Source organism: Novosphingobium sp. BAM6 (genome assembly GCF_057784955.1).
In genome coordinates this window covers 581411-605479 of record NZ_JBYNTR010000001.1, presented here as the reverse complement: position 1 = coordinate 605479, position 24069 = coordinate 581411, and the positions used below count along the sequence as shown (strand labels likewise).

Annotated in this window: 16 protein-coding genes and 2 tRNA genes; 14 read left to right on the top strand and 4 right to left on the bottom strand. The window is 64.0% G+C overall.

All coding sequences use genetic code 11. The features are described from left to right. The first annotated feature begins 32 nt into the window (after positions 1-32). The 6 genes from AC3EC3_RS02935 to AC3EC3_RS02910 all read left to right on the top strand — a co-directional run bounded on the left by AC3EC3_RS02935 (position 33) and on the right by AC3EC3_RS02910 (position 5076). Positions 33-992 carry a rod shape-determining protein MreC gene (locus AC3EC3_RS02935; protein ID WP_488488181.1) on the top strand — a complete coding sequence of 320 codons (960 nt, stop codon included), beginning with the start codon at positions 33-35 and terminating at the stop codon, positions 990-992. After that, complete coding sequence (locus AC3EC3_RS02930) at positions 992-1546, top strand: rod shape-determining protein MreD (protein ID WP_488488180.1); 555 nt, start codon at positions 992-994, stop codon at positions 1544-1546. Before AC3EC3_RS02935 ends, AC3EC3_RS02930 begins: the two co-directional genes overlap by 1 nt. Further along, positions 1543-3639, top strand: a complete 2097-nt coding sequence (gene mrdA, locus AC3EC3_RS02925; RefSeq protein WP_488488179.1) for a penicillin-binding protein 2 — start codon at positions 1543-1545, stop codon at positions 3637-3639. The genes AC3EC3_RS02930 and mrdA overlap by 4 nt, the downstream gene beginning before the upstream one ends. Next, complete coding sequence (gene rodA / locus AC3EC3_RS02920) at positions 3639-4751, top strand: rod shape-determining protein RodA (RefSeq protein WP_488489180.1); 1113 nt, start codon at positions 3639-3641, stop codon at positions 4749-4751. The genes mrdA and rodA overlap by 1 nt, the downstream gene beginning before the upstream one ends. A gap of 126 nt (positions 4752-4877) precedes the next feature. Next, positions 4878-4953, top strand: a tRNA-Lys gene (locus AC3EC3_RS02915). Between the two features lie 47 nt (positions 4954-5000). Continuing rightward, positions 5001-5076 (top strand) — tRNA-Lys (locus AC3EC3_RS02910). 67 nt (positions 5077-5143) lie between these two features. Here AC3EC3_RS02910 and AC3EC3_RS02905 read toward each other — a convergent pair. From AC3EC3_RS02905 to AC3EC3_RS02890, 4 genes are all read right to left on the bottom strand, one after another. Beyond that, positions 5144-5461: a PilZ domain-containing protein gene (locus AC3EC3_RS02905; protein WP_488488178.1), complete on the bottom strand. Its 318-nt coding sequence runs from the start codon at positions 5459-5461 to the stop codon at positions 5144-5146. 71 nt (positions 5462-5532) lie between these two features. Next, positions 5533-5754, bottom strand: coding sequence for a hypothetical protein (locus AC3EC3_RS02900; protein WP_488488177.1), 222 nt, complete (start codon positions 5752-5754; stop codon positions 5533-5535). After that, positions 5754-10085 carry a translocation/assembly module TamB domain-containing protein gene (locus AC3EC3_RS02895; protein WP_488488176.1) on the bottom strand — a complete coding sequence of 1444 codons (4332 nt, stop codon included), beginning with the start codon at positions 10083-10085 and terminating at the stop codon, positions 5754-5756. The genes AC3EC3_RS02900 and AC3EC3_RS02895 overlap by 1 nt, the downstream gene beginning before the upstream one ends. Then, positions 10085-12493 carry a BamA/TamA family outer membrane protein gene (locus AC3EC3_RS02890; RefSeq protein WP_488488175.1) on the bottom strand — a complete coding sequence of 803 codons (2409 nt, stop codon included), beginning with the start codon at positions 12491-12493 and terminating at the stop codon, positions 10085-10087. Before AC3EC3_RS02890 ends, AC3EC3_RS02895 begins: the two co-directional genes overlap by 1 nt. A gap of 126 nt (positions 12494-12619) precedes the next feature. Between AC3EC3_RS02890 and AC3EC3_RS02885 the strand changes: the two genes are divergently transcribed. The 8 genes from AC3EC3_RS02885 to AC3EC3_RS02850 all read left to right on the top strand — a co-directional run bounded on the left by AC3EC3_RS02885 (position 12620) and on the right by AC3EC3_RS02850 (position 23678). Next, positions 12620-13669: a YihY/virulence factor BrkB family protein gene (locus AC3EC3_RS02885; protein WP_488489179.1), complete on the top strand. Its 1050-nt coding sequence runs from the start codon at positions 12620-12622 to the stop codon at positions 13667-13669. Positions 13670-13739: 70 nt separating this feature from the next. Then, positions 13740-15047 carry a 3,4-dihydroxy-2-butanone-4-phosphate synthase gene (ribB, locus tag AC3EC3_RS02880; RefSeq protein WP_488488174.1) on the top strand — a complete coding sequence of 436 codons (1308 nt, stop codon included), beginning with the start codon at positions 13740-13742 and terminating at the stop codon, positions 15045-15047. Between the two features lie 5 nt (positions 15048-15052). Beyond that, on the top strand, positions 15053-15475 hold the full coding sequence (gene ribH, locus AC3EC3_RS02875) for a 6,7-dimethyl-8-ribityllumazine synthase (RefSeq protein ID WP_488488173.1): 423 nt from the start codon (positions 15053-15055) through the stop codon (positions 15473-15475). A 119-nt stretch (positions 15476-15594) separates the two neighbouring features. Beyond that, positions 15595-16278, top strand: a complete 684-nt coding sequence (locus tag AC3EC3_RS02870) for a response regulator transcription factor (protein WP_488488172.1) — start codon at positions 15595-15597, stop codon at positions 16276-16278. A gap of 76 nt (positions 16279-16354) precedes the next feature. Next, the gene (locus AC3EC3_RS02865) at positions 16355-17746 is read left to right on the top strand and encodes a sensor histidine kinase (protein ID WP_488488171.1); all 1392 of its coding nucleotides are present in this window, start codon (positions 16355-16357) and stop codon (positions 17744-17746) included. Between the two features lie 110 nt (positions 17747-17856). Continuing rightward, positions 17857-21102, top strand: coding sequence for an efflux RND transporter permease subunit (locus tag AC3EC3_RS02860; protein ID WP_488489178.1), 3246 nt, complete (start codon positions 17857-17859; stop codon positions 21100-21102). Continuing rightward, a complete protein-coding gene (locus tag AC3EC3_RS02855) occupies positions 21095-22258 on the top strand; it encodes an efflux RND transporter periplasmic adaptor subunit (protein WP_488488170.1) in 1164 nt (387 codons plus the stop codon). Before AC3EC3_RS02860 ends, AC3EC3_RS02855 begins: the two co-directional genes overlap by 8 nt. After that, the gene (locus tag AC3EC3_RS02850) at positions 22251-23678 is read left to right on the top strand and encodes an efflux transporter outer membrane subunit (protein WP_488488169.1); all 1428 of its coding nucleotides are present in this window, start codon (positions 22251-22253) and stop codon (positions 23676-23678) included. The genes AC3EC3_RS02855 and AC3EC3_RS02850 overlap by 8 nt, the downstream gene beginning before the upstream one ends. Positions 23679-24069: the final 391 nt, after the last annotated feature.

The following is a 24069-nucleotide window of genomic DNA, read 5'->3' as shown; positions in this document are numbered from 1 at the left end:
CGCCCGGCTTCGATCGAGGGAGTTGAGAGCGCATGGCGCCGCCAGCCAACCGGCGCACCGGCTTTTCGCGCAGGGCGCAGTACTCGACCTTTGCCAGCTACATCGCGTGGTTCGTGGGTGTGGCGGTGGGCGTCATCCTGCTGGTGGTCTCGCTGACCAGCCCCGAAAGCTTCGCCCCGCTCCGCACCCTTGCCGCCGACGCCGGGGAGCCTGCCGCGAGGACCATCGCGAACACGCGTGCCGGTGGCCTCGACTGGATCCGTACCGTTTCCGGTTTCTTCCAGACCGGCGGCGAGAACGCGCGCCTGCGCCGTGAACTGGCTGTCGCCAAGGTCCGTCTGGTCGAGGCGCAGGCGACGGTTAACGAGAACCATCGCCTCAAGGCCCTGCTCCAGCTTGGACAGGACGACGATACCGTTGTCGCCTATGGCCGCCTGACCAGCTCGACCTCCTCCAGCGTGCGCCGTTATGCCACGCTCGGCGCCGGGGCCGACAAGGGCGTGGTCAAGGGCATGCCGGTGCGCTCGCGCCTTGGCCTCATCGGCCGCGTGCTGGAAGTCGGCGCGCGCAGCTCGCGCGTGCTGCTCATCACCGATACCGAAAGCGTCGTGCCGGTCCGCCGCGTGACCGATGGTGTCCCCGCCTTCGCGCAGGGCAACGGCGATGGCACGATCCGCATCCGCCTGATCAATCTGGGTCTCAATCCGCTCAAGGTCGGTGATGTCATGGTCACGTCGGGCTCGGGTGGCCTCTATCGCCCCGGCACGCCGATGGTGGTCATCACCAAGCTGCTGCGCGACGGCGGTATTGCGCAAGTGCTGACCAACCCGTCCGATAGCGAATTCGTGCTGGTCCAGAAAACCTGGGCACCACCGACACCGCCCGCACATCAGGATACCGAGGCGACCGGCACGGTCGAGACTGCCGACGAATCGAGCGCAGCTGCCGCCAGCGACGCCGCCGCGCAGACCCACGATCAGGCCGCAGACTGATGAGCCTGCTCCCTTCCGCCCGCGACCGGCTTGGCGGGCGGCCGCGGATCAACCGGGTGCCTTCGCCGCTTCTGGCCCACATCGTTCCGTGGCTTACCATCGTACTGTGCTCGATGGTGCCGGGCTGGCTGCTGATCGCTTCGGCCCCCGTACTGCCGCCCTTCGGTTTCCTGACCTATCTGGCCTGGCGGCAATTGCGCCCCGGCCTGCTGCCGATCTGGGCGGGCCTTCCGCTCGGCTTCGTGGATGACCTGTTCAGCGGACAGCCCATCGGCTTTGCGGTGCTTAGCTGGTCGCTTGCGGCCATCGCGCTCGATCTCGTCGAAACCCGCCTGCCGTGGCGCAATTTCATCACCGAATGGCTGGTGGCGGTCTCGCTGGTGATCACCTATATTCTGCTGGGCCTTGGCGTTGCCGATATCGACGGCGCCCATGCCATGGTGCAGGTGATCGTGCCGCAACTGGTGATCTCGCTGCTGTTCTACCCCCTCGTCGGCCGCGTCATTGCCGCTGCCGACCGTTTCCGTCTCAGGCCTATCAGATCCGCACGATGAAGTTCCGGTTCCGTTTCCAGCGTCACGTCAGCCCGGCAATCCTGCGCAACAGCTTTGACCGCCGCAGCCTGCTGGTCGGCGGCATTCAGGGCGGTGTCGGGGTGCTGCTGGCGACCCGCCTCGGTTACCTCGCCATTGCCGAGAACGCCAAGTACGAGCTTCAGGCCGAGAGCAATCGCGTCAACCTGACGCTGATCCCGCCGCGCCGGGGCTGGATTCTCGACCGCAAGGGCATCCCGCTCGCCTCGAACCGCGCCGACTTCCGCGTCGACCTGATCCCCGAACGCCTGACCGATCCCGCACATACCCTCGAGACGCTGGGCAAGCTGCTCGACCTGACGCCGGTTGACTTGCAGGACTTGCAGGACAAGCTCGACAAGTCGCACCGCTTCACGCCCGTCGAAGTCGCCACCGGGCTCGACTGGGACAAGTTCGCCGCCGTCTCGGTGCGCCTGCCCGATCTGCCCGGCGTCATCACCCAGCGCGGCTACTCGCGCTTCTATCCCTCCGGTCCTGCCGTCGGCCATCTCGTCGGCTACGTCGGCCCCGCCTCTGCCGAAGAGTACGAGAAGGATCACGATCCGCTGCTCATCACGCCCGGCTACAAGGTGGGCAAGGATGCGCTGGAAAAGGTCTACGAGAAGGACTTGCGCGGCACGCCCGGCGCCCGCCGCGTCGAAGTGACCGCCTCGGGGCGCATCGTGCGCGATCTCCAGACGCGCGAGGATATTCCCGGCAAGACCCTTCGCCTCAGCATCGACGCCGATCTTCAGGACTACGCGGCGCGCCGCATCGGCCTTGAATCGGGCTCGGTCGTCGTCACCGACTGCGCGACCGGCGACATGCTGGCGATGGTCTCGATGCCCAGCTTCGATCCCAACAGCTTTTCCGACGGCATCGGCCGTCTGGAATGGAAGATGCTGTCGGATGACGACCATGTTCCGCTGCGCAACAAGGTCCTGCGCGGGCTCTATCCCCCCGGCTCGACGATCAAGCCGTCGGCTGCGCTCGGCTTTCTCGAAGCCGGGCTCGATCCCGAAGAAAGCGTGGTCTGCAACGGCGGCCTGCGCGTCGGCAACCGCGTGTTCCACTGCTGGAACCACCGCGGCCACGGCTCGGTCAACATGGCCCACGCCATCCGCCAGAGCTGCGACGTCTATTTCTACTACTTCGCCCAGAAGATGGGGATGGACGTCATCTCGAACATGGCCCGCCGCATGGGCCTTGGCCAGAGCTTCGATCTGCCGGTGCTCGGCCAGTCGTACGGCACCGTACCCGATCCGGCGTGGAAGCTGCGCAAGTACGGCAAGGAATGGCAGACCTACGATACCGTCAACGCGACGATCGGTCAGGGCTACTTCCTCGTCAATCCGTTGCAGCAGTCGGTCGTCGCCAACCGCATTGCCACCGGCAAGAAGATGATGCCACGCATGTTCCACGGCGCGCACGATGCCGATGCACCTTCACTCGGTATTCCCGAGGAGCATCTCGCTCTGGTCCGCGAAGGCATGCGCCGCGTGGTGAATGGCCCTGACGGTAGCGCACCCCATGCAAAACTACCGATCGACATCCAGATGGCGGGCAAGACCGGGACTGCGCAGGTCGTCGGCCTGCAGCACGGTAACGGCAAGGGTGGGCTGTGGAAGAACCGTGACCACGGCCACTTCATCTGCTTCGCGCCTGCCGAAAATCCACGCTACTCCATGGCGGTCGCCATCGAGCACGGGGGCGGTTCCGGCTCCGCCTACCCCATCGCGCGGGATGTCATGACGTACCTGTTCGACAAGGACCTTGGCATGCAGACGCTGGAGAAGCTCGAGGCGGGCTGGGGCGGCACGCCCAAGCAGCGTCTCGATGCACGCTTCCGCCAGTATGTTGCCGAATATGGCACAGGCGCCCCCAAGGTCTCGAACGCAGAAGAGGCGGAGGAAGTCCAGCAGGTGGACAATACCCAGAACGCCCCGCAGCCGATCGTCAACGATGCGCAGTCACCCGCGCCCGAACCGGTGAACGTGACGCCCAATGCGCCCAAACCGGCTGCGCCTGTCATTCAGGCTCCGCCGGCGCGGCCGACCAACGGAGGCGGACAGTGATCAGCCGCTCGATCGTTCCCGACATGATCGCGCGCCAGCCCTGGCGCATGATCCTGCCGCTGATGGGCCTCGTCTCGCTGGGCGGCGCGGTGCTCTATTCCGCGGCCGGTGGGCACTGGGAGCCCTATGCCATCAACCACCTGATGCGCTTCGTCGTGTTCCTGGGCATGGCGATGGTAATCTCGCGCTTCAACCGCGATTTCTTCCGCAATTGGGCCTACCCGATCTACGGCGCCATCGTCGTGCTGCTGGTGATGGTGGAAGTGTTCGGCGCGGTCGGCGGTGGCAGTCGGCGCTGGCTGAACCTGGGCTTCATGACGCTTCAGCCCTCGGAGCTGATGAAACCCGCCATCGTGCTGGTGCTGGCCAAGTTCTACGAGACCTTGCCTCCGCCAATGACCGCCAGTTGGCGCGGTCTTGTACCCGCAGGCGTGCTGATCGGCATTCCGGCCGCCTTCGTGATGCTCCAGCCCGATCTCGGCACTGCCCTTGCCATCTGCTTTGGCGGCGCAGTCGTCATGTTCCTCGCGGGCCTGCCGATGTGGTGGTTCGTCAGCGCAGGGCTCGCCGGGATGATCGCAGCGCCCCTTGCCTTCTTCTTCGCGCTGCACGATTATCAGCGCAACCGCGTGCTGATCTTCCTCAACCCGGAAAGCGATCCGCTCGGCACCGGCTACCACATCACCCAGTCGAAGATCGCCATCGGCTCTGGCGGCCTGTTCGGCAAGGGCTTCGGCAACGGCACGCAGAGCCACCTGCAATACCTGCCCGAGGCCCACACCGACTTCGTCTTCGCCACCATGGCCGAGGAATGGGGCATGCTGGGCGGCCTCTTCGTGATCGGCGTGTTCAGCATCATCATCTCGTGGGGCCTTGGCGTCGCCCGCCGCTCGCAGGACCGTTTCTCGTCCTTGCTGGCGATGGGCATGACGGCGACGGTATTCTTCTACGTCGCAATCAACCTGATGATGGTCATGGGCCTTGCTCCGGTGGTCGGAATTCCGCTCCCCTTCATGAGCCATGGCGGCACTTCGATGATGACCAACATGATCTGTCTTGGCACCGTCATGGCCGTGAACACGTGGAACCGGGGGCCGAAGACATTAAATTGAGGCCGAGGGCATTTTTCCGCTTTTCATACTCGGAACAATCGCTATAGGAGCCTCTCCGCCGCCGAATCGGCGAGGACAGAAACCCTTCCACCAAAAGGGTTTTTACCTCAAACGGCAAGGTAGCGTGGACGCATAGCTCAGTTGGTAGAGCAGCTGACTCTTAATCAGCGGGTCCTTGGTTCGAGCCCAAGTGCGTCCACCAAACCTTACCATCCTGCGGTTCTTCCGTAGGCCTGCGGATATCCGTGGGGACGCATAGCTCAGTTGGTAGAGCAGCTGACTCTTAATCAGCGGGTCCTTGGTTCGAGCCCAAGTGCGTCCACCACCCCCTTCTTCCTACATATCTGAAACGCCACGCAGGCGGCGTAATCCGTTCATGGTGAGCGCGTGGCTCATGCGGATGAAATCTCGATCCCGTAGTGCGACGTCAAGCGTGACAGCACTTCCGGCGTCAGCGGCGTGTCGAAGATCAGCCCGCAGCGGTCGTCCGCCACCCAGCACACCTTTGCGGAAACGGCCTTGAGATCGGCGATTCGCAGAGACACCGCCTGCCCTTCGGTCGGCGCGCGCGCACCGCTGACGATGCAACAGCCACCGCTGGACAGGTTGCCGATCTCGACGCTGGCGACATGCCACGAAGACTGGCGAAAGCGACCCGACAACAGCACTTCGTGTCGCTTGGCACGCCTGTTGTCGTCGTTACCCGTCATTCACTTGCCCCACCTGATATCGCCAATCTCTTTGCCATCGGCGGGTAAAACAAAGGTTTAGGACAACACGTTCAGAGCGCCTCTTCGGAGGGCGCAGATGACGGGCCATCTGTCGGCACCGCCCGCATTCCGGCATCGATCTGCGTATCGATCTCCTTCGCGGTCTTGCCGATCGACTGCTGCGCCTCCGAATAGCGCTCATCGAATGTCGGCTCGCGGTGGCAGCCGCCGAGGCAAGCTGCCCCGGCGACCACTGCAAGCAAAGCGATCCTCTCCCGCCTCAGCCGACGCATCAGTAGTCCTTCTTGATCTTCACGCTGAAGCTGGTGGTGTTCGAGCCACCCGCCTGACTGATGACCGAGAGCCACTTCGTCAGGCTGATTTCCAGCTGCGTCGCGGTAAAGCCGCGCGCGTCGGTAATCAGTTCGACGTAGATGTCATCGGTGATGTACTGCCCTGCCGCCAGCGCCGTGCCACGCCCGGTGGTCTCGTCAGGGCCGAGGATACGCAGGCGGTCGATCCCGGTCGCCGAACGCAGCTTGCCCAGCGGGTTGAGCCCGCCGCCCGAGCCGCTCAGCGAATTGAGCGAGGCGGCCAACTGCACCGCCTGCAGGGCCGAGAGGTTGGACACCGAACTGCCGAACAGGATGCGCGAGACGATCTCGTCATTGGGCAGGCTGGGCGAGGACGAGAAGGTGATCTGCGGGTCGTAGGCACGGCCCGAAACGCTGACCGTCACGTCCACATCGTCGATCGAATCGGTCGCGGTGATCGCCACGCTCGGGTTGATCGGCGTCTCGCCAGTGAACGAGACACGCCCTTCGGAAAGCTCGAACGAGCGGCTGGCAAAGCCGAGCGTGCCACGGATCAGGTTGATCTCTCCCGATAGGCGCGGATCGGCGCTGGTGCCCTGGATCGCCAGCTTCGCGCTCCATTCCGATTCGAGGCCCATGCCCGAGACATAGAGCTTTTCGGGGGCGCGCAGCTTCAGGTCGAGGCGGATCAGCGAGAAGGCACTGGTGCCCGATGGTGCAGGCTCATCGCCGGTGATGCGCTTGGGCATGTTGTGCGGCTTGAAACGGACACCCGTCAACGCCGGAACCTGCGCGGCGCCTTCCCGAACGATGGTATAGCGCGTTTCAGGCAGCGTGATCGTGCCCGAGAGCAGCGCGGGCTGGCCAACCTGCTTGGTCAGGTGCAGCGTACCGTTGGCCGCCGCCGAGATGTTCTCGCTCTTGGCCAGCTGTGCGTTCTTCAGATCGACGGAGACATCCATCGGATAGCCATCTTCAGCCGAGAGGCCCACACGACCGCTGGCGCTGACGCTGCCATCGCCCGCCTTGCCGGTCAGGGTGTCGAGCACGAACTGGCTGCCGTCGAAATGGCCGTCCATCGAGATATTGCTCAGACGGGTGCCGTAGGTCTGGTTCTCGTAGTTGACGCCGCGCGCCTTCACTACGCCGTTGACGCAAGGCGCCGCCAGCTTGCACGAGAAGTCTGCTGCAAGGCCAACCGGCCCCGTGAAGCGCTGGCCGGTAGCCCCCGCGAACGAGAACAGAGTGTCGCCGGGTCCGTTGTAGCGGATGCCGCCGCCAAGCTGCGCCTGCTTCATCTCGGCCACCCAGTCACTGCCGCCTGGGATGGCGCTCAGCGTCGTCACCAGCCGTCCGATCACCGCACCGCGCTGGCGGATCACCGCGCGCACGTCCGCACCTGCGGTGGACAGCTTGCCGACGAAGTTCATGTCGACCGGCGTGCTGATCGTTGCCGAAGTCGTACGGGTGAAATTGTTGATCGAGAGCTGCGCATCCACCTGCGGCATCGCGCCGGTGGTCGCCTGCTCGTAGTCGACACTGCCGCTGGCCGTGCCGCCGATGCCCATGTCGGCCACGAAGCCGTTGGCCAGCGCCATGTCGACCTTTTCGAGCCGCGCCTGCATCTTGATGCCGGGGCCGTAGGAACCGCTAAGGCGCGCCGTGCCCTGATTGCCGAATGTCAGCGTGGTGGGCTGGAGTTCATATCCCGCCTCAGTCGGGACGATGCGGGCAGGCGATGCCGTCTTCACATCCACCCCACGCACGCGCCCGTCGAGTGCGACCCGCCACAGCTTGGGTTGCAGCTCGGCATTGGCGGCCAGCCGGAACGGCACGCCGCTGACGCCCTCGACCAGTGCCTTCGCGCGGCCCGTTCCATTGCGATAGTCGACGATCACGCGCGCGGCAGCGAGTTCGACCGCGCCCAGCGTCGTGCCCGAAACCTGTGCGTCGGCCACGACCTGCGGCTGATCGGTCAGCACCGCGCGCCCGTCGATGATCGCCGAGCCGATAGTCAGCTGCGCCGGTCCCTTGAACACCGCATCCTTGGCGCGCAGGTTGAAGTCCACCGCCTGATACTTGCCCTCGGCCGAAAGTTTCAAGGCGCCACCAATGCCGTTGCCTTCCGCGGTCAACTGGCCTGCGAACGGCCCGCTCGGCACCTGCTGGATACGGCCTGCAAAATCGACGCCCGACAGGTTCGCGCTGTTGATCTGTACGGCCAGCGCTTTCCCCATGCCCAGCGTCACATCGGCCTTGAGCGGGCCGTAATCGGTGTCGCTGGTCATCGCCAGTCGATACCCCTCGCGAACGCCCGTGACCCGCGCATCGACATTGGCAAGGCCTACGCCGAAGCCGGGATGCTCCGCCGTGACATGGGCATCGGGGTTCTGGATAGTGCCTTTCACGTTGACGCCGATGGCGCCGTAGCGGTCCGACGTGCCACTGGCGACGAGCGCGATGCGTCCGCTCGGCGACCAGCTGCCATAGCCGCCGCGCACTGCCAGATCCGGCGCGGCAAGGCGCAGGTCCGAGAAATGAGCGACGCCGTCGGTGCCATACTTCACATTGGACGAGGCCGCGAAATTACCGCCGAGATAGGTCTGCAGACTATCGTTCAGCAGCTTGGTCGAGCGCGCCCGCACAGTCCCCTGCAAGGCGAAGGCGCTGCCCTCGCTCTTGAGCTTCATGTCGGTGGTGATGTTGAAAATGCCGACACTGTCGAGCCGGTAATTGTCGATCCGCCCGTCGATGGCGCCGGTATAGAGCCCCTTCGCGGTATCGGCGACGACGATCACCTTGGCATCGATCCGGTCGGATTTAAGGCGCAGGTTGTCGGACAGAACCCGGCCGCCCTTGACCGCCAGATCGCCGTTCAGCCGCACGTTGGCGAGCGATCCGCCCGCCACGCTGTCAAGCCCGGTAATCCGGCGAACACTGGCCGAAACCGGGATCAGGATGCGATCAGCATCGACCGTTGCGGCGCCGGAGGCATGGAGCCCTTCCAGCCCCATGTCGTTCATCACCAGCCGCTGCGCATCGATCACATAGGCCACCTTGGGGGTGGCGAACGCGCCGTCCAGCGTCAGGTTCGCGCGCATGCCCGCACCACTCAGGTTCGGGGCGATGGCTGTCGCCTTGCGCAGCACGAAGGCCAGCTTGAGGTCTCCGAAGGTGTTCTGCCCCAGATCGACGACGCCATTGGGCGTCAGCGAAAAGGCATCGCTGGAAATCAGGCCGGAGACCGTCGCGCGGCGCTTCTCGAAGGCGGCGGTGAGGTCGACGTCGGTAGTCGGCCCCAGCAGCGCCGCACTTGGCCCCGTGACGAGCTTTGCGATCTGCGTCGGTCCCTTGATGTGGAAGGTGCCGTTACGCGCTTCGAGCGCGAGGTCGGCCAGCTTGCCGCCGCCCAGCTGCCCGATCAGATGACCGTTCCAGGTGGCCCAGTCACCCTTGCCGTCGACCCGCAGCGTCATCGGCTGCTTGAGCCCGCCCATCGTCGCGATCAGGCCGCCCGTGGGCGCCTCGACGTCAAGGCCGATGGCGAGGCGGTTCTTGTCCGGCACGGCATCGAGGTTCAGGCGGAAGCGATCGCCCCCCTCCTTGCCGTCGACGGCAATCGTGCCTCCGTTGGCATAGACCTGCGCCCGGCCATCCGAGATATGCGCGCGGCCATCCACCGTGACGATGCGCAGCTTGCCGGCGACTGGCGCCTCGGCGACGAAGCGGTCCACTTTCAGGCGTCCCACGTCGATATCGAGATCGGGCAGCAACGGCGCGTTGGGATCGGTCGGCGTCTGCTTGAAATGCGGCGTGCGGCGCAGAACAACGCGTTGGGCCGTGGCGCTGCGCACGTTCACATGATTGTCGAGGTACTCGAACGGGCGCCAGTCGATATTAATCTCGGGCGCGAACAGGAACTCACCCTGCGGATCGCGCACCGACAGATCGCGCAGCGTCATCTTCGAATAGAGCGAGCCGTCGATCCGACCCACGGTGATCCGCATGCCGTTGGCGAACTTCAGCGCGCCAATCTGGTCCGCGACAAAGCGCCGCCCCGGCCCGGTATTGATCCCGAAGACGATCAGCGCCGCCAGCGCGATCACGCCCAGGATCGCCGCGATCACCGTCTTGAGCAGGCGCATGCGAACGCGCTGCCACACGGTGCGGCGGGGCGATGTCAGTTCGTCTTCACCCATCGTTTCAGATCCGGGCGCAGCGACCTGATCTTCAGGCCCGTGATCCCCGGTCTCACGCGTGTTGTCCCCGTTCATCGATCCCGTGTCGTTCGTATCGTCCGTGCCCGCCATCAGAATGCCTGCCCGATCGAGACATAGATGTTGAGTCGTCCCTCACCCGGACGCCGATCAATCGGCGTCGCCACATCGAGGCGGAACGGACCGAAATTGGTATAGAAACGCCCGCCGATACCCACGCCGTAGCGCAAATCGTTGAACTGCGGCATCGTCTGGGCATAGGCCTGTCCGGCATCGACAAAGGCGACCACGCCGTAATTGCCGAAGCGATAACGCGCCTCGACCGAGGCCTCGTTGAGGCTGCGCCCGCCGACCGGCTTGCCGTCCGGTGCCTGCTCGCCCAGCGATTGGTAGGCATAGCCGCGCACAGAGCCACCACCGCCCGCATAAAGCCTGCGCGAAGGCGCGATATCATAGAGCCCGGAGCCCTGAATCGTCGCCAGTCGCAGGCGTCCCGCCAGCACGAAGCTGTCACCGAAAGGCTGGTATCCCGATACGTCGAGCTGGCTGCGCACATAGGGATTGAAGCCGGAGCGCAGCGTCGTCTCGGGCTCCGCGAACAGGGTGACGCGATAACCCTTGGTCGGGTTCATCAGGTTGTCGCTGGTGTCATAGCCGATCTGGCCGCTGACCCCAGCGACATAGAAGGTGTGCCGGTCACGCGTCTGCGTCGAGGGCTCGTAATCGGTTTCCGCCGTGCCCAGAACCTCCACGCCATAGGCATAGGTGATCTTCTTCTGCCAGATATTGGTCGAATCCCGGCTGATCTTGGCGGCGATGCGCCCGGTATAGGCGCTGTAGGCGTCGTAATCGTTGTGGAAGGCTTCCGCGACCAATTCGAAGGTGCGATCCCGCTTGCCTGCGTTCGAGCGGCGGAAGGTCAGCCCTGCCCCCTGCTGCAACGTACCGGCCAGCACATGCGCGATCAGTGCGCCTTCGGGCGGAAACATGTTGCGATGGGTCCAGGTTGCCTCCGCCGTCGCGCCCTCACCCGTCGCATAGCCAAGCTGCGCGGCGATGGTATGCGACGGGCCAGCATCCTGCTTCACGTCCAGTGTCACCAACTCGGTGCCATCGGGCGCCTTCTCGCCGCTGTCCTTGGGTTCGACGGTGACGGTCGAGAACAGGCTGGTCGCCACGAGTGCCTTGCGCAAGTCGTCCACCTTGCGGCTGTCGTACAGTTCGCCGCGCTTGAAGCGCGAAAGCACCGCGACGTGCTTGGCATCGAAGGCCAGATCACCCTCGGTGGTGAAGCCGCCGAAGCTGCCCCGCGCGCCGACATCGACCGGCAGCGTGTAATCGCCCTTGCCGGTATCCTCATCGAGCAGAATGTCGCGCTGGCCGATCTTGGCGAAAGGATAGCCGTTCTCGGGCAGCACCACGGCGATCTGCGCCTCGGCGCCCTGCACCCGGTCCGCCACGATCGGTTGCCCGACCTTGAGCGCGACGTTCTTCGAAACGAGATCGGCAGGGATCGTCGTACCGGCCTGAACGTCGATCGAGGCAAAGGTGTATCGCGTACCAGGCGTCACCGTGACGCTCGCCTTCAGCGGCCCGCCCGCCTCATCCGCCGGGGCGATGCGGGTCCGCACCACCGGCGAATACCATCCCTGCGAGGCAAGGATGGTCTCCATCAGCTTGCTGTCCTCGGTCAGCCGCGCTGACAGCATCGCGAGGTTCGCCGCCTTGCCATGCCCCTTGTCGAGCGCCGAGAGCGACTTGAACTGGCTGGCCATGTTCGTGTCGGTCTCCTCATCGGCATTTTCGAGGCCTTTGAGCACTGTGACATAACGCACTTCCGGCTGCTTGGCGCTCTCGTCCTTTGCCGTGAACTGCACCGGCGTCACCTCGAAGCTGTTCAGGGCCGGGAGCGGCTGCGACAGTTCGGGATCGCTGGAGGGATTGGCAGCAACATCCGCAGAGGCGCTCTGCGATGCGGAAGCATCCGCCGCTGCGGTCGCAGGAGAAGTTGCGGCAGCGGACTGCCCCTTGCCCGCCTGTCCATCCGTCGCCGGAGCCGCCTGCTCCCGCGCCATGCGGGACTCGAAATCGCCGATCGATTCCAGAGGCTTGTCCATCTCCGGATCATCTTGCGGCGAAAGCGCGGGAACGGCTCCGTTAAACTCCTGATCGGTGATGACGGGATCGACCTTGGGCAGCGGCACGTCGGCGGGTGCGGCCGGAACCGGAACCTTGCCCGCCTCCAGCGAGGCATCGGCATCCTGCGTCTGTGCCCCGCTCGGCACAGCGTCAGGCGCGGCGCTCGGTGCCGAAGGCTGCTGCGCGGCATCGGCCTTCGCCGCATCGTCCTTTGCCGTATCCTGTGCAAAGGCAGGGGCGCTCGCCAGCGCCAGAACCGCGACGAGTGTCAACGATCCCGCCTGCACACTGCGGGCCTGCGCGAAAACCTTGCGCACACTACGCCGGGAACCAGCCGCCTGATGGTCCATTAGCCAAGACATGCGATATGTGACGAGTCATCCCCCTCATAAGACCGGCCACCTGTCCATAACGGATAGTCCGAATCTTCCTGAATACGCCTATCGCATTGCAACACCGAAAGTTCCCGAAAGGCCAGCCCGCGCGTGATGAATCCGGCAACCGATCCACAACAACATCCCCCCGGTGCCTTTGCGCAGGCGCCCTGGCAGATGCCGCTCTCGGCCTGGCGCCGCGTACTCAAGCGCGTATGGGTGATGATCGGCTTTCACGAACTGGCGCTGCTTTCGGCAGGCCTGGCCTTTTATACTTTCCTCGCCATCACCCCGCTGATCGCCGCGACGGTCATGACCTATGGCCTCATCGGCGATGTGCAGACGGTGCGCGGACAGATGGAGGCGATCGTCAAGGTCGTGCCCGGCGACGTCGCCCGCCTGATCGAGGCGCAGCTCATGCAGATCGTCAGCACCAGCCACGGCGTGACCGGCTTCGCCCTGATCATCGCGCTGCTCTTCGCAATCTATGGCGGCATGCGCGCCGCCAACGGGATGATCAGCGCGCTCAACATCATTAACGAAGAGCGCGAGACCCGCAGCTTCATCGCCCTGTGGATGCGCGCAGCCTCGCTGACGGTCGCCGCCATCGGCCTTGCGCTGACGGGCGTTCTTTCGGGCGGCGTCTTTGCGTGGCTGCAAACGCAGGCGACCTATTACCTCGGCGATTCCACCGCGCTGTTCTTCAAATGGCTCACCTGGGCGCTGGCGGTGACGCTGGGCTCCTGCGGCTTCGCCCTGATCATGCGCTACGGACCGGATCGACGCCCCGCCAAGTGGCGCTGGCTCGCCCCCGGCTCGCTGCTGGCGACCTTGCTGTGGATCCTCGTCTCGTTCGGGTTCTCGCTCTACGTCGCCTATATCAGCAATTACAACGCCACGTACGGCTCGCTTTCGGCCATCGTCGTGTTCCTCATGTGGCTGTTCCTCAGTGCTTACGGCGTCCTGCTCGGCGCCCTGCTCAATGCCGAGATCGAGCGCCAGACCTTCTGCGATTCGACCGCCGGCCCCGACCGCCCCGCCGGGCAGCGCGGTGCCGTACTGGCCGATGTGATCGACGACCGCATCCCGCGCCTGCGCGATCTTCAGGCCCGCAAACGCCGCCGCGCGGACGAGATTCGCCACGAGGCGGATGACGGCCTCTGACAATCCCCTTGCATCATGATGTGACATTCGCCACATGAGAATCACATCACAATGTGCGAATGAGATTTCAATGTCCGGCAACATCATCGATCAGGTCCGTCGCCTCGTCAGCGAAGGCGGTATGAGCAAGGCGGGCCTTGCGCGCGCCGCAGGTCTTCACGCCAACACCTTGCGCGATTGCGCCGAGGAAAGCTGGAATCCCACCGCCGATACGCTCGGCAAGCTTGAGCGCTTCCTCACCTCGAACGACGACCGCCCGGTGCTCGTCCCCATCGAGGAGATCATCGACGAGGCACGCAATGGCCGCATGTTCATCCTCGTCGACGACGAAGACCGCGAGAACGAGGGCGATCTCATCATCCCCGCGCAGATGGCGACGCCCGCTGCGATCAACTTCATGGCCACGCACGGTCGCGGCCTGATCTGCCTTGCCCTCACCGGCCGCCGGATCGACGAACTCGGCCTCGACCTGATGAGCCGCAACAACGGCACCCGTCATGAAACCGCCTTCACCGTCTCCATCGAGGCGCGCGAAGGCGTGACCACCGGAATCTCTGCCGCCGACCGCGCCCGCACCGTCTCGGTCGCCATCGACGGCACCAAGTCGCGCGAGGATATCGTGACGCCGGGCCACGTCTTCCCGCTGCGCGCCCGCGAGGGCGGCGTGCTGGTGCGTACCGGCCATACCGAGGCCGCCGTCGATATCTCGCGCCTCGCCGGACTCAATCCGTCCGGCGTGATCTGCGAGATCATGAAGGACGACGGCACGATGGCGCGCATGGACGACCTGATGGCCTTCGCTCGCCTGCACGATCTCAAGATCGGCACGATCCGCGATCTCATCGCCTATCGCCGTCGCCACGACCGACTGGTCGAAGCGCGGGGCGAGCGCACGTTCCGCAGCCGTCATGGCGGCGAATGGGTGGCGCGCACCTATCACAACCGTGCAACGGGCGATGAAACGCTGACCCTCATCAAGGGGCGCCTCGATCCCAACAAGCCCACGCTGGTACGCATGCATGCGCTTTCCATGTATGCCGACGTTCTGGGCGAAAATACCCCCAACCGCACCGGCCTGCTGCATCGCGCGATGGACATCATCGCCGAGGAAGGCCAAGGGGTGATCGTCCTCATCAACCGGATGGGGCAGACCGCATCGACGGCGGCGCCTGCGCCCGAAGCCGATGAACTGCGCGACTACGGGATCGGCGCCCAGATCCTGGCCGAACTGGGAATCCACGACATGATCCTGCTCAGCAATTCGCGCCATTCGCTGATCGCACTGGAGGGCTACGGCCTTACCATCGCCGGTGAACGCCCCATTCCGCTGAACCCCACCCCTACCGCGTCGCTCGCCGACGTCGCTTACGGAGCATAAGATTCATGGCCCGCTTCCTCATCGTCGAAGCCCGCTTCTACGCCGCCCTCAACGACATGCTGGTGAACGGTGCCCGCGCCGCACTCAAGGCTGCCGGTCACAAGGCAGACGTCATCACCGTACCGGGCGCGCTGGAAATTCCCGCCGCGATCTCGCTGGCGGATGCGACCGGCGACTATGACGGCTACGTCGCGATCGGCGTCGTCATCCGTGGCGAGACTTACCATTTCGAGATCGTCGCCGGAGAATCCGCGCGCGGCATCATGGCAATGACCATGGATGGTCTTGCCATCGGCAACGGCATCCTGACCGTCGAGAACGAAGCGCAGGCCATTGTCCGCGCCGACCCTGCCCAGAAGGACAAGGGCGGAGAGGCCGCCAAGGCCGCGATCGCACTCTACGACCTGCGCGAGAAATTCGGAGCCTGATGGCCTGACGACCACAGGAAAACAGGGGAAGAGCCAGAACGCACCCGGCTTCTTCCCCCTGGATATGCACAGGAACGCAATCGCTTGGACAGTCGCCCCCGGCTTGCTAGGGCAGCGACATGGCAAGGATACTGGTGATCGAGGATGACGAGGTTACGGCCCGTGTCATCGTCGAGGAATTGCAATCCCACGGCCAGGAAGCCGAACACCGCGCGACCGGCGCCGAGGCTATCGCCTGCGCCCGGGAGGCTTCGTTCGATTGCCTGACCCTCGACCGCATGCTGCCCGACATGGACGGGCTTGAGGTTCTGGGCGAATTGCGCCGCCTTGGTGTTACCGCCCCCGTGTTGATGATCAGTGCGCTCAGCGATGTCGACGACCGGATCGCCGGTCTGCGCGCCGGTGGCGACGATTATCTGGTCAAGCCCTTTGCACCGGGCGAAATGGCCGTCCGGGTGGAAGTCCTGCTACGGCGCGCAGGCGCCGGCGGTGTCGACGAGCCTGTAATGCTGCAGGGCGGTGGGATCGTCTTCGATCTGGTACGCCGCAGCGTTGCCATCAACGGTGAACCGGTAAAGCTGCTGCACATGGAATTGCGCCTTCTCGAATTCCTTATGCGCAATGCCGGAGAGGTCGTCAGCCGCCGCATCATCTTCGAAAAGGTCTGGGGGTATTTCTTCGATCCCGGCGCAAACCTCATCAATGTCCATATCGCTCGCCTGCGCCGCAAGCTGGACCAACCCGGCACCCCCTCCCCGATCGTGACGGTGAAAGGCGAAGGATACCGTTTCGATGCCGGATAGCGGCATTCCGGATATGCCCTCGGATATCGGCCCGCACACCGCCGAAACCCGAACGCCCGGCTTTGGACTGAGCGACATGGCACGCCCCTGGCGTCTGCGCTTCGCCGATATCCGCAACACCAGCACCTTTCGCCTGACCGTGGTACTGGGCGCCGTCGCGATAGCCGGCGTGGCGCTGCTGATTCTCGTCATCTACCTGTTCAGCGCCGACCAGATAAACGCGCGCACCGACCGCATCCTCAAGCGCGAGGCGGCACGCATGCAGTCCATCCCGTCCGAAGACGTGCCACACGAAATCGACTCCTCACTCGCCCGCGATATCAGCGGACTGAACTATTACGCCTTGCTGGATTCATCCGGGCACCGAATTGCCGGAAACCTGACCGCGCGGGTCAGCGCCCTGAACCGTCATCCGCACGACCTGGCAGCCCAGCCCGGAATCCGCACCGCGATAAGGCTGCTTGCCGTGCCTGTCGGCAAAGGGGACATGCTTCTGATCGGAAGGGATATCACGCTCGTGGTCGATCTGCGCCAGCGTATGACCGTTATTTTCGTGGCGAGCGGCCTCGTGATCCTGTTGCTGATGCTGACACTGGGAACCGCACTCAGCCTGGCGCCGCTTCGACGGGTGAGTCACTTGCAGAACGTCGCCCGCCGGATCGCCGCCGGCCGCTTTGACGAGCGCATGCCGCTGACCGGCCGAGACGATGAGTTCGACCAGTTCGCCCGCACTGTGAACGCCATGGTCGAGGAAGTGGCACAGGTGGTCAACCAGACCAAATCAGTGACTGACGCGATCGCCCATGACCTGCGCACCCCCTTTACACGCGTACGCGGACGTCTTTCACAGATCCGCACAAAAAACGAAGGGAACCCCACGCTCATCAGCGCGCTTGATGCGGCGATCGGCGATCTGGATCACGCCCTTGGGCGCTTCGCAGGCCTGCTGCGCATCTCCGAAATCGAGGCCCGTACCCGACGAGCGGGCTTCGCCCCCGTAGATGTGGGCGACTTGCTGGCGACGCTGATCGACCTTTATCGTCCGTTAGCCGAAGAGCGTGCCCAGAACCTTACCTGCCATTCTGCCAACGCCCTATGTCTGTTTGCCGATGGCAGCCTGCTGTTCGAGGCGCTCAGCAACCTGCTCGACAATGCGATCAAGTATGCGCCGACATCCGGGCATATCGCGATCTCGGCCTCGCGGGACATTCGCGGCGCCGTGCGCATCACGGTGGCCGACGACGGGCCCGGCATCGCGCCCGGAGAGCGGGCAACAGCCCTCCATCGCTTCGAGCGAGGCATCGTCGGCAGCGGCATCTCGGGATACGGGCTGGGCCTCAGCATAGTTGCTGCGATTGCTCACTTGCACCAGTTCGAGCTGGAGCTTCGTGATAACGAACCCGGCCTTGCGATCGCACTGGTGACACCACCGGATGCCGTAATCGCCCCGCTTCCAGGTGAATTTTAATTCACTAGCGCAAACTCGCACAGAGGCCGATCTCGCGACAGTTCGATGGTGCAGTGCGGCACAACATGGCGCACCGCACTCTACCTGTTCTGCTTTGATCCGAGATGGCCATGCTCCAAATCGTCAAAATCGCGCTCAGCAAACCGCTGACGTTCGTCGTCCTAGCTATTCTGATCCTGATCGGTGGGACGGTAGCCTGGATGAAGACTCCGACGGATATCTTCCCCGACATCAAGATCCCGGTCATCGCGGCGGTTTGGACCTATAACGGCCTGCCCCCGCAGGACATGTCCGGTCGCGTCGTCTATTATTACGAGCGCACGCTATCCTCGACGGTCAACGATATCGACCACATCGAAAGTCAGTCGCTGGACGGCATCGGCGTCGTGAAGATCTTCTTCCGACCCGGCGTCGACATCCGCACAGCGACGGCTCAGGTCACCTCGATAAGCCAGACGGTGCTCAAGCAGATGCCGCAAGGCATCACCCCGCCGCTGATCCTGAACTACAGCGCCTCCACCGTGCCGATCCTGCAACTGGCCCTCTCTTCCAAACATCTTTCGGAAAAGCAGCTTTTCGACAGCGGACAGAACTTCATTCGCCCCAACCTTGCCACGGTTCAGGGGGCTGCGATCCCATCACCGTATGGCGGACGGACACGCCAGATCCAGATCGATCTCGACCCGCAACTGCTCGCCGCCCATCACCTCTCGGCGACGGACGTTGGCACGGCCCTGGCTGCGCAAAACCAGATCACCCCAGCAGGTACGGCCAAAATCGGCCGTTATGAATACGATGTCAGCCTGAACAACAGCCCTTCGGCGGTCGACACGCTCAACTCGCTGCCGATTAAAACCGTAGACGGCGTGACCGTGCTCATGAGCGATGTCGCCCACGTACGCGACGGCTCTCCGCCCCAGCAGAACGAAGTCCGGGTCGATGGTCATCGCTCGGTTCTGATGACGGTGCTGAAAGCGGGTTCCGCCTCAACCCTGGCGATCGTCGGGGGCGTGCAGGATCTGCTGCCCAAGATTCGTGAAACGCTGCCCAAGGATCTCGACATCGTCACCCTCTCCGACCAATCGCTTTTCGTGAAAGCGGCAGTGTCTGGCGTGGTGCGCGAAGGTGTGATCGCCGCGGCGCTGACCAGCCTGATGATCCTGCTGTTTCTTGGATCGTGGCGCTCCACCGTCATTATCGCGGCCTCAATCCCGCTTGCGATCCTCGCGGCGGTCGCCGGCCTGTCGATCTCCGGTGAAACCCTCAATGTAATGACGCTGGGCGGTCTTGCACTCGCGGTCGGCATTCTTGTCGACGACGCGACCGTGACGATCGAGAATATCAACTGGCATCTGGAACAGGGCAAGGGCGTACAGGAGTCGATCCTTGACGGCGCACGCCAGATCGTCGGGCCAGCCTTCGTGTCGCTGCTGTGCATCTGCATCGCGTTCGTGCCCATGTTCTTCCTTCCCGGGATTGCCGGCTATCTGTTTGCGCCCATGGCCAAGGCGGTGGTCTTCGCGATGATCGCATCCTTCGTGCTGTCCCGCACATTGGTGCCGACGATGGGCAACTTCCTCCTGCGTGCGCATGCCGGCCCGCATACGGTGGAGGAAATGGCCAGCCACAGCGCGATGGCCGGGCGTCCCAAAAGCCACAATCCGCTGCGCCGCTTCCAGCAGGGGTTCGAGAAGCGCTTCGAAGCCGTGCGCAGCTGGTATATCGAGCTTCTCACGTTCGCACTCGGCTGTCGCCGGATCTTTGTCCCGGGGTTCCTCGCGGTGGTGCTTGTCTCCTTCGCCCTCATTCCGATGCTGGGACGCGACTTTTTTCCCTCGATTGATGCAGGCCAGATCAACCTGCACGTCCGCGCCCCGGTCGGCACCCGCCTTGAAGAAACCTCAGCGCTGTTCGATCACGTAGAGGCCCGCATCCGCAACACGTTGCCGCCGGGCCAGATATCATCAATCGTAGACAATATCGGGCTGCCGGTCTCGGGCATCAACCTTGCCTACTCCAACGACGGCGGCGTTGGCCCGCAGGACGGCGACATCCTGATAACGCTGGCAAAGGATCACGGCCCGACCGCTGACTACGTCAAGGAACTGCGCAAGGTTCTGCCGGATGCGTTCCCCGGATCAACCTTCTCGTTCCTGCCTGCCGACATCATCAGCCAGATCCTGAATTTCGGCTCGCCTGCTCCGATCGACGTCATGGTCACCGGGCCGAACAACAAAGCCAACGAAGCCTATGCGCAGGAGCTCCTCGGCAAGATGAGCCATATCGCCGGCATCGCCGACGTCCGCCTGCAACAGGCCGAGAACTACCCCGAACTCAAGGTGAACGTGAACCGCGCGGAAGCCGATCGCATAGGCATCACCGAAGCTGACGTAACCAAGAGCCTTTCGGTCGATCTCGCCGGGTCGTTCCAGGTCGCCCCGACGTTCTGGCTCAACCCCAAGAACGGCGTATCTTACCCCATCGTCGTGCAAATGCCGCAATATCGCACAGATACAATGTCCGACATGGAAACGATCCCTGTCACGGGCAGCCAAGGCGCCTTCCAGACACTGGGTGGGATCGGCAACATCGTGCGCGAACCTTCGCCGGCAGTGGTTTCGCACTATGCCGTGCAGCCCGCGTTCGACGTCTATGCTGCACCGCAAGGCCGCGATCTGGGCGCTGTGGCGGCAGACATCGACACTGTCCTTAAGAATACCCGTGCCGACCTTCCGGCAGGCTCCAGCGTTCATCTGCGCGGCCAGGTCGAGACCATGAACACGGCCTTTTCGGGCCTGCTGCTTGGCCTGGCTGGCGCAATCGTGCTGATTTACCTGCTGATCGTCGTGAACTTCCAAAGCTGGGTAGACCCTGCGGTGATCGTCTCTGCGCTCCCCGCCGCGCTTGCCGGGATCGTGTGGATGCTCTTCGCGACGCACACCCCGCTTTCGGTGCCTGCCCTCACCGGCGCGATCATGTGCATGGGCGTGGCTACGGCCAACGCCGTACTGGTGGTCAGCTTCGCTCGTGAAAAGCTGGTCGAGCTGGGCGACGCCACCAAGGCTGCACTCGCGGCCGGCGGCACCCGCTTCCGCCCGGTGCTGATGACCGCGCTTGCCATGATCATCGGCATGGGCCCCATGGCGCTCGGCCTTGGCGATGGCGGCGAACAGAACGCGCCCCTTGGACGTGCCGTAATCGGCGGCCTGATCTGCGCGACGATGGCAACACTCGTCTTCGTGCCGGTGGTGTTCTCGATCGTCCATCGCAAGTACCGCCCGGCGCCCTCGCCCGACACTGCACCTGACCATTCCCCCTCCTCCGATCTTCCCCAGGGAGACATCGCCCATGCATGAAACCACCCCCCGGCAGGACACCACGCGCGCGCCGCGCGGCCTCAAGACCGCCGGCATCGTCGCCGTTCTCATCGCCACCGGCGTCGTCGCAACCGGTGCCGTCAGCCGCATGGACCAGCACCATGCCGCCCAGCACTGGGCCGATGCCCGCACAGTACAAAGCGTCCACCTCGTACCGGTCGGCGCCAACACCAAAACCCATTCGCTGTCTCTGCCGGGCACGATGGCAGCCTGGAACGAGGCCAAGCTGTATGCCCGCGTAAACGGCTATGTCGGCAGCTGGTCGAAGGACATCGGCGCGAACGTCGCTACCGGAACCGCACTGGGCACGATCGACACACCTGAACTGGATCAGCAGATCGCCCAGGCCCGCGCCCAGCTGGCACAGGCCAATGCCGATGCAGGTCTGGCCAAAACGACCGCAGCGCGCTGGAACGACCTGCTGTCTTCCAACTCGGTCTCACGTCAGGAAGCTGACGAGAAGAACAGTGATTCAGCGGCAAAAAGCGCCGGGGTTGCCGCAGCCAAAGCCGACCTCGACCGCCTGCTCGCGCTCAAGAGCTATACCGTCGTGCGCGCGCCGTTCCCAGGCGTGGTCTCGGCCCGCAACGCGGACATCGGCGATCTGGTCGGCCCCGGAGCCAGCAACCCGCAACCGATGTTCGAAGTGGCAGACCTGCACAAGATCCGCCTTTACGTCGGCGTTCCTCAGGACTTCTCTGCCGCTATCCATGACGGCCTCAGCGCGACACTGACAACGCCGAGCTATCCCGGTCGGACGTTCGCCGCACATGTCGTGGGCTCGGCTGGCGTGATCAATACTGGCAACGGCACGCTCAACGTCCAGCTTCTGGTCGATAACCCCGATGGCAAACTGAAGCCCGGCGGCTATGCCGAAGTCAATTTCGACCTGCCCGGTGACGCCCACACCGTGACCATCCCCTCAAGCGCACTGGTCTTCCGCTCTGCCGGAACACAAGTGGCAACGGTTACGCCCGATCATCGCATTGCCCTGCACAATATCACGCTTGGCCGCGACATGGGCAGCACCGTGGAAGTCATTTCCGGCGTTTCGCAGGGCATGGAGATTGTCGATAACCCGGCAGATTCAATCGCGCAGGGCCAGCAGGTTCAGGTGGAGAACACCCATGGCTGACCGTTTTGCGGGATGGCGTGCTCTCACGCTGACAGTCCTGACCTCCACTGCGCTGGCAGCCTGTTCGCAAGCTCCCGCCTATCGCCCGCCAACAATCACAGCGCCGGTCGCCTACAAGGAGGCAGGCCCATGGCAGCCTGCCTCCCCCGCCTCGCCAGCTATCTCCGGCGCATGGTGGACAGTCTACGGTGACCCGACACTGGATGCGCTGGAGACGAAGATCGACAGTGGCAATCCCACGTTACAGGCCGCCCTGGGGCGCTATCAGGAAGCGCGTGCCGATCTCGCCGAAGCACACTCGGCTGCGTTGCCGCATCTCGGACTGGGCGCCGATCCCACGTACAATCGCCAGTCCGACAATCGCCCTCTGAGAGGCAGCACCCAGCCGGACACCTACTCTGACGATGCCTTGGGCGGCACGGTAAGCTACGAGGTCGATCTGTGGGGCCGTGTACGCAATTCCGTGACTGCCGGGCGCGCCGACGCTCAGGCCAGTGCGGACGACCTTGCGGCAATCCACCTCAGTCTAGAGGCCGAACTGGCGCGCACTTATGTAGCCCTGCGTGGCGATGACCGGCAGATCGGACTGCTGCGCGAAACGGTCGATGATTACAGCCGTGCCGATGCCATGACCCGCCGCCGTTTCGCAGATGGCATCGCCAGCGGCATCGAGACCGGTCAATCCGGCACCCAGCTGGAAGAGGCCCGGGCACAGCTTGCAGACCTCAACAATTCCCGCGCCCTGCTGGAGCATGCTATAGCCAGCCTGATCGGTACGCCTGCGAGTTCGTTCTCGCTGGCCGCGTCACCCCAGATGCCCACCATACCGGACACGCCCGTTGGGGTGCCGTCCACGCTCCTGGAGCGTCGCCCCGACGTTGCCGCGGCCGAGCGGCGCATGTTCGCAGCCAACCGGCGTATCGGCGTCGCCAAGGCCGCATTCTTCCCCCAACTGATGCTCGGCGGCGAAGGTGGGCTGGAGAACACCGGCATCGCCGGACTGCTGAGCGCATCCAACATCTTCTGGTCGCTGGGACCACGCGCCGTGCTTTCAGTCTTCGATGGCGGCAAGCGTCACGCCAAGGTCGAACAGGCACGCGCGCAGTGGACAGAAGCAACGGCAGACTATCGTGCTTGCGTTCTCGGTGCCTTTCAGCAGGTGGAGGACAGTCTCTCGCGCCTGCATCATCTGGGCGATGAGACCAGGGCCGAAGCTGCGGCACAGCAGCAGGCCGGACAGACAGAACAGCTCAGTCTCAATCGCTATCGCAAAGGTGCCGAGGACTACCTTACCGTCGTCACCACGCAAACGACCGCATTGCGGGTCCGGCGCGCAGTGATCGCGCTCGACACGCGCCGTGTCGAGGCCAGCATCGACCTTATCCGCGCACTCGGCGGCGGCTGGAAACCGGCCGCCTGAAACACCCCTGCCACTGTCGCCCAACTGGCCGGAGAGGCTGGCTGCTGGCGGTAGCATCGTTGGATGTCCGCAACCGTTCCCCAGCATCTCGAAGAGAATGCAGATCAGTTTCCCCGCATTTCCAACGCTACCGCCCAGCCACTATTCACCAGTCGCTGGGCGTCTTCGTGCATTGGTGCTGGGCAGTAGCTGTCGTGGAGAGGAGGTAAGGTATGCCCAGCATAAGACGCGAGAGCCGATCCCGGCAGATCGCCTCCGTAGGCTACCACTACCAGTCGCTTTGCACTGCATGCGGGCAGAGTGATGCACTTTCGACAAGGCAGAAACCCGCAAGCTGGAAGAGAAAAACTCTTCCCAACTGAGCGCCAAAATACGCCAAACGCTTGCCCGC